Annotated in this window: 9 protein-coding genes; 2 read left to right on the forward strand and 7 right to left on the reverse strand. The window is 58.5% G+C overall.

Annotated elements, in window-relative coordinates; all coding sequences use genetic code 11:
* Nucleotides 1–36 precede the first annotated feature (36 nt).
* Entirely contained in the window at nt 37–1179 is a 1143-nt protein-coding gene (locus tag BN1135_RS01750; RefSeq protein ID WP_042018354.1) for a DUF5610 domain-containing protein, read from the reverse strand.
* A gap of 171 nt (nt 1180–1350) precedes the next feature.
* Between BN1135_RS01750 and trmA the strand changes: the two genes are divergently transcribed.
* On the forward strand, nt 1351–2484 hold the full coding sequence (gene trmA / locus BN1135_RS01755; protein WP_042018355.1) for a tRNA (uridine(54)-C5)-methyltransferase TrmA: 1134 nt from the start codon (nt 1351–1353) through the stop codon (nt 2482–2484).
* 89 nt (nt 2485–2573) lie between these two features.
* Here trmA and BN1135_RS01760 read toward each other — a convergent pair whose 3' ends face one another.
* From BN1135_RS01760 to BN1135_RS01785, 6 genes are all read right to left on the reverse strand, one after another.
* Entirely contained in the window at nt 2574–3386 is an 813-nt protein-coding gene (locus BN1135_RS01760) for an HAD family hydrolase (RefSeq protein WP_213391072.1), read from the reverse strand.
* A 330-nt stretch (nt 3387–3716) separates the two neighbouring features.
* The gene (mglC, locus tag BN1135_RS01765) at nt 3717–4727 is read right to left on the reverse strand and encodes a galactose/methyl galactoside ABC transporter permease MglC (protein ID WP_042012355.1); all 1011 of its coding nucleotides are present in this window, start codon (nt 4725–4727) and stop codon (nt 3717–3719) included.
* Nucleotides 4728–4743: 16 nt separating this feature from the next.
* A complete protein-coding gene (gene mglA / locus BN1135_RS01770) occupies nt 4744–6264 on the reverse strand; it encodes a galactose/methyl galactoside ABC transporter ATP-binding protein MglA (RefSeq protein ID WP_042018359.1) in 1521 nt (506 codons plus the stop codon).
* A 53-nt stretch (nt 6265–6317) separates the two neighbouring features.
* On the reverse strand, nt 6318–7304 hold the full coding sequence (gene mglB / locus BN1135_RS01775) for a galactose/glucose ABC transporter substrate-binding protein MglB (RefSeq protein WP_042018362.1): 987 nt from the start codon (nt 7302–7304) through the stop codon (nt 6318–6320).
* Nucleotides 7305–7549: 245 nt separating this feature from the next.
* Nucleotides 7550–10609: a beta-galactosidase gene (locus BN1135_RS01780; protein ID WP_042018363.1), complete on the reverse strand. Its 3060-nt coding sequence runs from the start codon at nt 10607–10609 to the stop codon at nt 7550–7552.
* A gap of 189 nt (nt 10610–10798) precedes the next feature.
* On the reverse strand, nt 10799–11806 hold the full coding sequence (locus BN1135_RS01785) for a substrate-binding domain-containing protein (RefSeq protein ID WP_042018364.1): 1008 nt from the start codon (nt 11804–11806) through the stop codon (nt 10799–10801).
* 200 nt (nt 11807–12006) lie between these two features.
* Here BN1135_RS01785 and galE point away from each other — a divergent pair, with 200 nt between their 5' ends.
* Nucleotides 12007–13020 carry a UDP-glucose 4-epimerase GalE gene (galE, locus tag BN1135_RS01790; protein WP_042018366.1) on the forward strand — a complete coding sequence of 338 codons (1014 nt, stop codon included), beginning with the start codon at nt 12007–12009 and terminating at the stop codon, nt 13018–13020.
* The last annotated feature ends 37 nt before the right edge of the window (nt 13021–13057 follow it).

Consider the following 13057-nt stretch of genomic DNA (forward strand, 5'->3'; position numbering starts at 1 on the left):
AAACGGCAGGTCATTACTTGCGTTACGCGCTGTGGCTCAGGCGTTCTTACTGGCGGGCTCTGTTGATGGCTGGAACTGGTTAATCATCCGCAGCGCCTCCAGCATCCGCTGGTTGAAGCTGGTGAAGCGATCGACCTGCAGCGGGTCCGCTTCACCTCTCGCGGCCAGCACGGCAGGAGTCAGCGCCTGTTGCTGGGATGCTGGCAGCAGGGTATCCGCCTGTTTCTGTACCTGATCCAGCTTGGGCAGGTAGTCGGCAAACGGCTTGATCAGATCCTGCAGGGAGTGCGCCCCCTGATAGGTCTGGCTCAGCTTGACGCTCTGCTTGAGCTTGAGGGAATAAGAAGCCAGCTGGCTGTCATCCAGTTTCAGCTCGCTCGCCTTATCCAGCAGATCCTCGAAGTTGCCGGAGAAGAAATTCCCGGCCAGCTCGTCGATTCCCTTGACCAGCTTGCCGATGGACTCCATCTCATCGCTGCTGAGATCCCCCTCCAGCGAGAAGCTGAAGCTTTGGCTCGACTTGAGGCTGAACTGGCTGCCACTCTCACTGCTCTGGGACTTGCTCTGCCAGCTGTCGTTGAAGCGCAGCACCACCTTGTCGCCATCCTTGGTCTGGATCTCCAGATAGCCCTGCTGGCGACTGGCCATCTCGGCTGCCCCCATGTCGGTCGGAGAGACCTTGCCGAAGAACTCCTTCTCGAACTCGTCGAGCCCCTTCTGGATCAGCTTGTAGCTCTGATCGATACCGGTCTTGATATCCTCATTGTCGGTTGCCCAGTCGCCGAGCTGCTTGCGGGCATCACCGAACCCCTTGTCTACCCCTTTGCGCGCCTGCTCCATCATGCCGGTCAGATCCTCATCGGATTTGCCATCGGCTCGCGCAGCGCCAAGTCGGCCAGTGACAAACTGCAGCACGTTGTCCGCCACCGACTGGAAGTCGAACAGGGTCTCCGGCGTGATCACCTCCGGCTCCTGTACCTTGGGCGCTTTATAACCCTGGCCATTGATCTCCAGCGAGAACTGCAGCGCCTGCTGGATAAGCACCTGCGCCCATTTGGGCGGCTTGTGTAAAGAGACCTCTTCCTCGTTCTTGACCTGTTTCGACTCCGCCTGTTGAGGCGATTTGGGAGAGACACCCACTCCCTTGGGTTGGGCTGCGCCCATGCCTTCGATCTGCATAATGTGTCCTCCCACCATGCTTGTAGATCTACTATCGGCCTGACTGAACACTTCTTGACCACAAAATACTGGACAATCTACTGCGGCCTTTTAAAATCCACACCCTTTGGGTGGCCTGTTGCCTTCCCCCGATTTCGATCCGGCCTGGCCGGTGTGCATGTGAGGTATATCATGACCCAATCCCAACGGGCTGACGCAGATTCTGTGGCGCCAAGAACCCCTGCCGACTATCAGGCCCAGCTCGATGAAAAGAGCGCTCGCCTCACCGAGCTGTTTGCCGGATTCACCCTCCCGGCGCTGGAGGTTCATGCCTCACCGGCAGAGTACTACCGGATGCGGGCCGAATTTCGCATCTGGCATGAGGGGGATGATCTCTTCCACTGCATGTATGCCCCGGCAACCAAAGAGATTATTCGGGTTGAGCACTTCCCGACCGCCAGCCGCCTGATCAATCAGCTGATGCCGGTACTGCTGGAGGGGCTGCGCCCCCATCCGGTGCTGCGCCGCAAGCTGTTCCAGATCGACTACCTGTCGACCCAGTCTGGCCAGCTCATCGTCAGCCTGCTCTATCACCGCAAGCTGGAAGCCGAGTGGCAACAGGTCGCCGACACCCTGCAAGCCGACCTGCGCGCCCAAGGGTTTGATCTGCGGCTGATTGGTCGGGCTCACAAACAGAAAATCGCTCTGGGCGATGACTTTGTTATCGAGCAGCTCAACGTGGCGGGTCGCCAGCTCACCTACAAGCAGGTGGAGAACAGCTTCACCCAGCCCAACGCCGTCATCAATGAGCAGATGCTGGCCTGGGCGCTGGCTGTGACCAAGGGGAGCGAAGGGGACCTGCTGGAGCTCTATTGCGGCAACGGCAACTTCTCCATCGCGCTGGCGCAGAACTTCCGCAAGGTGCTGGCTACCGAAATCGCCAAGCCAAGCGTCGACTCCGCCCAGTTCAACATCGCAGCCAACGGCGTCGACAACCTGATCATCCTGCGCATGTCGGCCGAGGAGTTCACCATGGCGATGCGTGGCGAGCGGGAGTTCAACCGCCTCAAGGGGGTCGACCTCAAGAGCTACCAGTGCAACACCATCTTCGTCGACCCGCCCCGCGCCGGTCTCGACGATGCCACCGTCAAGCTGGTGCAGGAGTACGACAATATCCTCTACATCTCCTGCAACCCCGAGACCCTGCAGGCCAACATGGCGGTATTGGGCGAGACCCACGAGATCGCCCGTTTCGCTCTGTTCGACCAGTTCCCCTGGACCCATCACATGGAAGCCGGGGTCTATCTGCGCCGCAAGGCCGGTTGATTCAAGCTGACGGAAAACAAAAACAGGGCCGCATGGCCCTGTTTTGCTATCTGGTCGCTCGCCGCCAAAAAGGGGCGCCCGCTTTGTTGTTATCTGGATGGTGCAGCTTGCAACACCCGTTGCCGAATGATCTGGGTAACCCCTTGTTCATCATTACCCGGCGCGATAAAACGAGCTAATTTTTTAATTTCAGGGTGAGCATTGGCCATGGCATAACTGTGATAGGTCTCTTTTAGCATTTCGACATCATTAAAAAAATCACCAAAGCTCATGCTCTGCTCGTAGTTGAAATCAAAAACAGTTTGCAGCTTTTTAATGGCCGCCCCTTTCGAGGCATCTTTGTGCATAAAATCGAGCCAAATTTCGCCGCTCACCACCACCTGATGGCTATCGCCAAAATGCGGGAATACCACTGGGTAAACATGCTGTTCAGCACCATTGAAATTAAGCACGGCGACCTTGATAAATTCATCGTCAATTGCCAATAAATCATCCACTTGCACCAGTGAGTGATAATAGTTGTTCATTTCATCAAGGGCCGCCTGACAGGTTGTTTCGGTATAGGCGGTATGCTTGCCACACAACACCAGATGAGAGCCCGCGATTTGACGCACTGCGGTAATCATCTGATAGGCATCTTGCTGGTCAATCAGGCTGCTATGTAACTCGTTCCCCTGATAGACCACATAAGTGCCATTTTCAGCAATAAATACCATCTGGTCTTTGATTGGCGAAAAAATATCCAGCAAGCTGTGATATTGCCGACCCGATGCCGCCGCAAACAGCACTCCCTGCTGTTGCAGCAAGGCGAATACTTCAAAAAAATCCACTGGCAACGCTTTCTGGCTATTTAATAAGGTGCCATCCATATCGACGGCAATAAATTTAATCTGCGTACTCACAAGCGCTCCTGTCGTCATTATTCATAAAAACATCGCAATAAAAATCAACGCCACCACATCCATGGCGGCGCCCCTAAATGGCGGCCTCAAGTCTACTGCTGTTAGCTGCCAATGCAGGAGGGGGCAAATCTTGAGTGACCACCGAACCAGTGGCAACCGGCGCAATAGTCACCATCGAGGTGGGTGAAGATAAACTCGGCGGGTATTCTTGTCACTTGAGTCGCGATTTTTATCAATAACGGCGGGAGGCTGCTGAAGTCTTGCGGGGCGTGCCATTGAGACGATTGGCGGGGAAAATGGGTGGCTCACCCTGACGGTGAGCCACGGCCATTATTTCTTCTTGGCGTACTTCATGGAGTCCAGCGCCACCGCCAGAATGATGATGCCGCCCTTGATGATGAACTGCCAGTAAGGGCTGACCCCGATATAGGTCAAACCGTAGTTGATCAGGGTGAAGATCAGCACGCCGGTGATCACACCCGCGACCGTCCCTACCCCGCCGGCAAACGACACGCCACCCACCACGCAGGCCGCGATGGCATCCAGCTCATACATGAAGCCGAGGTTGTTGGTGGCACTGCCCACCCGCCCCGCTTCCAGCATGCCGCCGAAGGCGTAGAAGACCCCTGCCAGCGCATAGATCATCACCAGATTGACTGCCACGTTGACGCCGGAAACCTTGGCCGCCTCGGGGTTGCCGCCGATGGCGAAGATGTTTTTGCCAAAGCGGGTCTTGTTCCACAGCACCCAGACAAAGACGCTGGCGATGGCCGCATAGAAGGTCAAGTACGAGAGCTTGAATCCTCCTATCCGGATAAACCCTTGGGCAAAGCTGGAGAAGCGGGGGTCAAACCCGGCCACCGGCGAAGCCCCTACCGAGTCAAAGTAGAGGGAGTTGATGCCGTAGACGATGATCATGGTGCCCAGGGTGGTAATGAACGGGGTGACGTTCAGATAGGCAACGATGAGACCGTTAACCAGTCCGATCAGCGCCCCCACCGCACACACCAGCAGGATCACCACCGGAATGGGCACCTCCCCCAGCGTGGGGAACACCTTGTTGACGTTGGTCAGCGCCTGCAACATGGTTGCCGCGATAAGTGCCGCCAGACCGACCTGACGACCGGCCGAGAGATCTGTCCCCTGAGTGATGATGATGCCCGCCACCCCCAGCGCTATGATGACCCGCACCGAGGACTGGGTCAGGATGTTGCTGAAGTTGGTGAGGCTCAGGAAGGAGGGCTCCTGGATCACGATGACCATGAGCAGCACCAGCAACACCAGGTAGATAGCGTTTTCCTTGAGCGCCTGCATCAGATTGAAATTTTTAGCCGACTCCATAAATGTCTTCCTGTCTCTAGAGGTACAGAGATGCCAGGCGCAGTATCTCGCTCTGGTCAGTTTCTTTGGTATTGACGATCCCGGCGACCCGGCCATTGCTCATCACCATGATACGGTCGGTGATCCCCAGCAATTCCGGCATCTCTGACGAGATGATGATGATCCCCTTCTCCTTCTTCGCCAGCTCCAGGATCAGCTGATAGATCTCGAACTTGGCGCCCACGTCGATGCCGCGGGTGGGCTCGTCGAGCATCAGGATCTCCGGCTGGGTCAGCAGCCAGCGACCGATGATCACCTTCTGCTGGTTGCCCCCGGAGAGAGAACCGATCTGGGTCTGCTGGGTCGGCGTCTTGACCCGCATGGAGTCGATCACCCACTGGGTATCGCTCTTCATCTTGGTGTCACTGAGCAGCCCCATGGAGCCTTTGTAGCTGTCCATGTTGGCGATCAGGGAGTTGAAGGCGATATCGAGACGGGAGTAGATACCGGTGGATCGACGCTCTTCCGTCACCAGCGCAAAGCCGTTGTGAATCGCTTCGTGGGCGTTGTGGTTGGCCACCTCTTTGCCATGCAGCTTGATGGTGCCCTGACTGCGATCGCGAATACCGAACAGGGTCTCGACGATGTCAGTGCGCTTGGCCCCCACCAGTCCGGCGATGCCGAGGATCTCCCCCTTGTGCAGGTTGAAGGTCACATCCTTGATGGAGGGCTGGTTCTTCGCCGTCAGGTGTTCGATCTCGAGGATCACCTCTTGCGGCTGGTTGGTTTTTTCCGGGAAGCGCTGGGTCAGTTCACGGCCGACCATCATGCCGATGATCTGATCCATGGTCATCCCCTTGAGCGGCCGGGTTGCCACCCACTGGCCATCCCGCAATATGGTGATCTCGTCACAGAGCTGGAAGATCTCCTCCATCTTGTGAGAGATGTAAACGATGCCGCACCCCTTATCCTTCAACTTGTTGATGATCTTGAAGAGGTGGTTCACCTCTTTCTCGGTCAGGGAGGAGGTGGGCTCGTCCATGATGACGATCTTGGCATCGTAGGAGAATGCCTTGGCGATCTCGATCATCTGCATCTGGGAGACCGACAGGGTCGCGACCTTCACCTTGGGGTCGATGTCGATGTCGAGCTCGTCAAAGATGCGTTTGGTATCGTCATACATCTTGCCGTGGTCGATGAACCACCCCTTGGTGGGGTAGCGGCCGAGCCACATGTTGTCCATCACGGTACGCTGCAACACCAGGTTGAGCTCCTGATGCACCATGGAGACGCCATTTTCCAGCGCCTGCTTGGAGGAGCTGAAGTTGATCTCCTGTCCCTTGAAGAAGATCTTGCCCTCATCCTTCTCGTAAATGCCGAACAGGCACTTGAGCAGGGTGGATTTTCCCGCTCCGTTCTCGCCCATCAACGCATGCACAGAATGAGGACGGACCCGTAAATTGACATTATCGAGTGCCTTGACGCCGGGAAAGCTCTTACTGACGTCAATCATCTCCAACAGCCATTCTGATTGTTGCTGTGTTGTCATATCAGCCATCACATCTGGTTGAAAAAAGGGCAAGGGGATCGCCCTTGCCCTGGAGGGGGGAATTACTCGAATTGAGACAGGTTGTCTTTATCCACACCAACGTAGGCAACGCGCACCACCTTGTTGTCGATCTTCCAGTTGGTGCCTTCACCCGCCGCTTTGCCTTCAGCCAGGTTCTTGGTCAGCTCGAAGGTGGCTTTGGCCTGGTTGGCCGCGTCGTTCAGCACGGTTCCCGCCATGGCGCCGCTCTTGACCATGGCCAGCGCTTCCGGCAGCGCATCGACGCCGAACACCGGAATGGCGCTCTTACCCTGGGCTTTCAGTGACTCGACTGCGCCCATTGCCATACCGTCGTTATTGGCGATGACCACTTCGATCTTGTTGGCGTTGGGGCCGGAGATCCAGGCATCCATCTTGTCTTTGGCCATGGCGGTATCCCACATACCGGTATCCATGTGCAGCTGCTCCGTCTTGAAGCCACCATCATTCAGGGTCTTGATGACATAGGAGGTACGGGCTTCTGCATCCGGGTGGCCCGGCTCGCCCTTGAGCAGCACGAACTGGATCACGCCATCCTTGTTCAGATCCCACTCCGGATGAGCTTTCCAGTGTTTGGCAATCAGCTGACCCTGGATGATCCCTGACTCCTTGGAGTCAGTGCCCACGTAGTAGGCCTTGTCATAACTGGCCAGATCGGTAGCGCTCGGCTCCTTGTTGTAGAACACCACCGGGATATCTTCACCGCGGGCCTTCTCGATCACCACAGGGGCGGCAGCGGGGTCAACCAGGTTGATGGCCAGCGCCTTCACCCCTTTGGCCAGCAGCACGTCGATCTGGTCGTTCTGCTTGGACTGGTCGTTCTGGGAGTCATTCATCAGCAGCTCAACCCCGGGGTTGGCCGCCGCTTCCTTCTCGATCGCCTTACGCACGACCGCCATGAAGTTGTCATCGTATTTGTAGACAGTTACCCCGATGCGGGTGTCAGCCTGAGCATTGGCACCAGCCATCATGCCCATCAGCAGGGCGGCAACTGTGGTCAGTTTTTTCATTATGTGTGCTCCGATGTGTCTATCTGTGTTGTAGGGTGGCGAGCAATTGAACAATCGCCTATCAATGTAATCAGTTTGTTGTCATTTCTTCTGTGATCATGACGACAAAATGAAAACGATTACACTCTGTTACACTGCGTCTTTTTATTTATTTTTCAAATGCATACAAACAAAAACAAGAATTGAGACTCAAGCAACCCCTTTTCATAATGGGCCAGTCGTTACCGGCCTGTTGTCAAAACGGTTCAACGAAAGGTGCAAAACCAGCGGTAACAACGTTCAAGCAACTGATACTCAGGCCGCACGCTCTGACTCCAGGAGTCATCTCCGCCCACCCCCATGTGGGCGCCATCGAGGCAGACCCACAACCCCTCTTCAGCCACCAGATCGCTCTGGTGACGGGCGGCCGCCAACTGTTGCTGACTGAAGCGGCTGGCACTGAAATGAAACGCCCCGCTCACCGTCATGCTGCCCAGCTGCAGCTGGCGGGTATCGCAGCGCAAGCCGTTGTCGCTAGGGAAAACATAAGGGGTGTGCATGGCCTCCAGCGGCAGGCTCCAGCGACCCAGATCGGCGCCCAACAGGCGATCCGGATAGTTCTCGTGCGGGCCGCGACCCAGCCATTCGGCCCGCGCCGGCACCTCGGCCAGATGGATCAGCAGGCCGATCCGTGGCAGCGAGGGCAACGCCTGCGCCAGCTCGGTCTCGATCTCCAGACTCATGGCACCGTCGTCGGCAAAGCGGTGATGCCAGTGACTCACCAGCAGCAACTCATCGTGGTGGAAGTAGCCGTGGCTGACCCGGATATCCCCTCCGGCGGCTGTGATCCCCAAACAGCGGTGCTGCCACTGCTCGAGGCCGCAACCCTGCCAGCGGGCAAGCCAGGAGTTGGGGTCAGCGTGATCCGCTTCGCTGGTGCCGATGTCGTTGTCGAGCGGCGCGCGGTAGAAGTGATCCATGATCGGTGCCAACAACTGCTCCTGCCCCGATTTTTGCCAACTGGTGATGCGGCCGCTCTGCTTGTCGAGCCGCCACTGACTGTTTGCGGCGCTGACCCGCCAGCACTCCGGTTGCTCGGTCAGGGTGGCGGCAGCGGCGGGAGCTGGCAGGGCAAGGGGGGTCGGCAGGGTGAACTGCTGACGGGCGACCTTGTGATCCGCCTGCGACCAGAGGGTGGCCTGTGGCTGAGCGATGGCCAGATCGAGCCAGGCCAGTGAGCCTGCAGCAAAGGCGGGCAGTGTCTCGCTCAGGGTCAACTCGATCACCCCTTGCGGCATCAGCGTGAGGGAGAGCTCCCCCTGCTGCTGCACATGGCCGTTCTCGCACAGCTGCCAGCAAAGCCGCTCGTTATCGGTTTCCCGGAACAGGTATTCGCTCTCGATCCGCACCCGCAGCGGGGTGTGCTCAAGCAGGGTGAAGCGAAACGGCTGCTGGGCTCGCTTTGCCTCAAACAGGGCGGGATGGGGGGTGCGATCCGGGAACAACAGGCCGTTGCAGCAGAACTGGCGATCGTTTTGCAGATCGCCAAAGTCGCCGCCATAGCCCCAGTAGTGGCGGCCATCGCTGGTGTATTTGTCGAGCCCCTGATCGACCCAATCCCAGACAAACCCGCCTTGCAGGCGTGGATGATCGCGAAAGGCCTGCCAGTAGTGGGCGTAGCCCCCGAGGCTGTTGCCCATGGCGTGGGCATATTCGCAGAGGATCAGCGGCCGGCTCTCGCCGGGCAGGCCGATCCACTTGGCCAGCGCCCACTTGGGCACCGCCGGGAAGGGTTGATCCTGATGGGTTCTGGCATACATGGGGCAGATGATGTCGGTGGCCGGAGTATCGGCCCCGCCCCCCTCATACTGCACCGGACGGCTCGGGTCGCTGCGCTTGATCCAGCCATACATGGCATCGTGGGCCGGGCCGTAACCCGACTCGTTGCCCAGCGACCAGATGATGATGGAGGGGTGGTTGAAATCCCGTGCCACCATGCGGGTGGCCCGCTCCAGAAAGGCATTGCTCCAGGCGGGATCCCGCGCCAGCCGCCCCATGGGGGTCATGCCGTGGGTCTCCAGATTCGCCTCGTCCACCACATAGAGGCCGAGCCGATCGCAGAGGCGATAGAAGTCGGGGTGGTTGGGATAGTGGGAGCAGCGCACCGCGTTGAAGTTGTGCCGCTTCATCAGCAGCAGATCCCGCTCCATGGTGGCGCGATCGATGGCATAACCTTTGGCGGGGTGGTGTTCATGGCGGTTGGCACCGCGAATGAGCAGCGGCTGCCCGTTGACCCGCAGCAAGCCGCCACGGATCTCCACCACCCGAAAGCCCACATCGCACGCCTCGCTCTCGATGGCTTGGCCCTGCTCATCCAGCAAGGTCAGGGTCAGACGATAGAGATGGGGTGTCTCGGCGCTCCACTTGCGCGGCGCAGCCACGTCGAGTAACAGCTCGGCGCGATCGTCGTAAGCCCCTTTTTCGTCAATGGCTTGGGTGCCGATCGGCTGGCGCAGGGTCGCAACCCGCTCGCTGCCGTCATAGAGATTGGCCTCCACTGACAGACCGGCCCCATTGGCCACTTGCAATGCAATCTTGAGACGGCCATCCCGATAGCAGGCATCCAGCTCAGGCGTCACCCGCATATCCATCAGATGGCGGGTCGGTTTGTGCAGCAGGCTGACGGAGCGGAAGATCCCCGACAGCCACCACATATCCTGATCTTCCAGATAGGAGCCATCGGACCAGCGCAGCACCAGCACCGCCAGCCGGTTGCGACCGGCTTGCAGGTAAGGGGTCAGATCGAACTCGGCGGGCAACCGGCTGTCCTGGGAGTAACCGACCCAGTGGCCGTTGCAGAAGAGGTGGAAGGCGCTGCTCACCCCGTCGAAGATGATCCGGCTCTGGCCGCTAGCCAGCCAGTCGGCAGGCAGCTCAAACTCGCGGGAGTAGCAGCCGGTGGGGTTCTCTGTCGGTACCCGCGGCGGATCGCAGGGAAAGGGATATTTGATATTGGTGTAGATGGGGCCATCGGTGAGCGGCCGCGCTGCCGGGTAGGCGGCATCCAGCTGCCAGTTGCCCGGCACGGTAATGGGGCTGGCATCCGCCAGATCCTGCTCCAGCCAGCTCTCGGGCACCCGCTCGGGGGCAGCAAAGAAGGAGAAGCGCCACTCCCCATCGAGCAAGAGACGGGAGGAAGAAGCCAGATCATCTCTGGCGTCCGCTGCGCTGCGCCAGCTGAACATAGGGGTATGGGCAGCCAGCCGGTTTACCGACGTAATCGCTTGGGTCTGCCAATCCTGACGCGCCACTATCTCCCTCAACATTCACTCTCTCCCCGCAGATTAGAAAACGTATGCAGTCTAGAGAAGTATGGCGCAGGGAACGGCGATCTCGCTCACACAGATGTAAACGATTACACTCATTTTGTTAAGTAAAACGGAGTAAAAATGATTAAAAACCAGTAAAACAATAAACAGGCAGGAAATGGCCCCGAACAGGGCCACAACAGGGGGCTATCCGGCCCGAACCGGTGCCACCGAGTGACGATTGATCAGGGTCGGGGTATAGATCCGGCTCTGGGTCGCCTCGCTCTCCCCTGCCGCCAGCTGAATCGCCAGCTTGGCCGCCTGGGCCGCCATCAATTCGATGGGGTAACGCATGGTTGAGAGTTTGGGTCTCAGGTATCTGGCATAGATGATGTCATCGAAGCCCACTACCGAGACCTCTTCCGGCACCCGCAGACCGTTATCTGCCAACACCGAGATAACACCGGCGGCCATGGCATCGTTATAAGCAACCACCGCGGTCACCTTGAGCCCCTTGGCCAGCAGGTTGAGCATGGCGCGCTCGCCACCCTCCTCGTTGGGAGTGCCGCTCTCGATAAGCTCCGCATCGGCAGCCAGACCCGCCGCCATCAGCCCGTCCTGATAGCCTTGCAGGCGCAAGGTGGCATCCTCGATGGCATGGTCCGAGCTGATAAAGGCGATATGGCGGTGGCCCAAGTCAATCAGATGACGGGTCGCCGTGGCCGCCCCCAGCCGGTTATTGAGGGAGATACAGCGCCCCTTGAGGGCCGGAATATCGCGGTTAATCAGCACCATACCCGGCACCCGATTGGCGTAGTCACAAAGCACCTCGTCACTGAGGGCCTTGCTGTGCACCACCAGCGCCTCGCAGCGCTTGCCGATCAGCAGCTCGATCGCTTCGCGCTCCTGACGTGCCTTGTGAAAACCGTTACCCATCAGCAGGTGAAGGTTCTGCTCTACCGCTACCGCCGAGACCCCCTTAACCAGTGCACCAAAGAAGGGATCCGCCACGTCACCCACCACCACTCCCATGGTATCGCAAGTCTGGCTCACCAGTGCCCGCGCGTTGGCGTTGGGGGTGTAGCCCAGCTCGGCCATGGCTTTCTGTACCACCTCGCGAGACGCGGCGCTGGCCTTGGGTGAGTTGTTCATCACCCGTGAAACCGTTGCCACTGACACATTGGCCAAACGGGCGACATCCTTGATGGTGCTCATGCTGTTTTCACTCATTTCACAGTGCAATAGAGCTGCATTATAACGAGCAAACCCTTTAAAAACAGTGATGAAGAACATATGTGCAGCCATGGCCATTTCGAAATGAGTGTAATCGTTTACACAATTTTGCAAGCAAGTTCACAGTTTGGTCGCTCCCCCCTCGCTAGACTCCTTTCAGACACTTTTCAGTGGAGAGCAAAATGAACGTTCTGGTCACCGGCGGCTGCGGATATATCGGCAGCCACACCTGTCTGGCCCTGCAAGCGGCAGGCATGAACCCCGTGGTGGTCGATAACCTCGGCAACAGCAAGCGCAGTGTACTGACGCGGATCGCCGCCATCAGCGGTCAGGAGCCCGCATTCTATCAGGGGGATATTCGCGATCCCGCCCTGCTGGATCGGATCTTCGCCGAGCAGCAGATCGACGCAGTGATCCACTTTGCCGCCCTCAAAGCGGTCGGCGAGTCGACCCGCATTCCACTGGATTACTACGAGAATAACCTGAGCGGCACCCTCACCCTGCTGCAGGCGATGAAACGGGCCGGGGTGCACAATCTGGTGTTCAGCTCCTCGGCCACCGTCTATGGCGATCCCGCCAGCCTGCCGATCCGCGAGGATTTCCCCCGCAGCGCCACCAACCCCTACGGACGATCCAAGCTGATCATCGAGGAAATCCTCGAAGATCTGCAGCTGGCCGAGTCCCACTGGAGCATGACCCTGCTGCGTTACTTCAATCCGGTCGGCGCCCATGAATCGGGCACCATGGGGGAAGACCCGCAGGGCATCCCCAACAATCTCATGCCATTTTTGACCCAGGTGGCCATCGACCGTCGCGACTGTCTCTCGGTCTTTGGAAACGATTACCCCACCCCGGACGGCACCGGTGTGCGCGACTACATCCACGTAATGGATCTCGCCGAAGGTCACGTCAAGGCACTGCAACACTGCGCCAACAAGGGTGGCGTGCACACCTACAACCTGGGCACCGGTCAGGGCCAGAGCGTGTTGCAGCTGGTCGCCGCCTTCTCCAATGCCTGCGGCAAGCCGCTGCCGTTTCGCATCGAACCGCGCCGCCCGGGCGACATCGCCGCCTGCTGGGCCGATCCGGCCAAGGCAGAGCGCGAGCTGGGCTGGCAGGCGACCCGAGATATCGACGCCATGTGCGCCGACAGCTGGCGCTGGCAATCGGCCAACCCGAATGGTTACGAGGAGTAGGCACTCCTGCTCCCCGTTAATAAACGACTATTTTTTC

Source organism: Aeromonas sobria (assembly GCF_000820145.1).
In the GTDB taxonomy this organism is placed as follows: Bacteria; Pseudomonadota; Gammaproteobacteria; order Enterobacterales; family Aeromonadaceae; genus Aeromonas; species Aeromonas sobria.

Bases quoted from the DNA above. Each gene is read 5' to 3' on its own strand.
- BN1135_RS01750 (WP_042018354.1), bottom strand. From the start codon at position 1,179: ATGCAGATCGAAGGCATGGGCGCAGCCCAACCCAAGGGAGTGGGTGTC.
- trmA (WP_042018355.1), top strand. From the start codon at position 1,351: ATGACCCAATCCCAACGGGCTGACGCAGATTCTGTGGCGCCAAGAACC.
- mglC (WP_042012355.1), bottom strand. From the start codon at position 4,727: ATGGAGTCGGCTAAAAATTTCAATCTGATGCAGGCGCTCAAGGAAAAC.
- mglA (WP_042018359.1), bottom strand. From the start codon at position 6,264: ATGGCTGATATGACAACACAGCAACAATCAGAATGGCTGTTGGAGATG.
- mglB (WP_042018362.1), bottom strand. From the start codon at position 7,304: ATGAAAAAACTGACCACAGTTGCCGCCCTGCTGATGGGCATGATGGCT.
- BN1135_RS01780 (WP_042018363.1), bottom strand. From the start codon at position 10,609: ATGTTGAGGGAGATAGTGGCGCGTCAGGATTGGCAGACCCAAGCGATT.
- BN1135_RS01785 (WP_042018364.1), bottom strand. From the start codon at position 11,806: ATGAGCACCATCAAGGATGTCGCCCGTTTGGCCAATGTGTCAGTGGCA.
- galE (WP_042018366.1), top strand. From the start codon at position 12,007: ATGAACGTTCTGGTCACCGGCGGCTGCGGATATATCGGCAGCCACACC.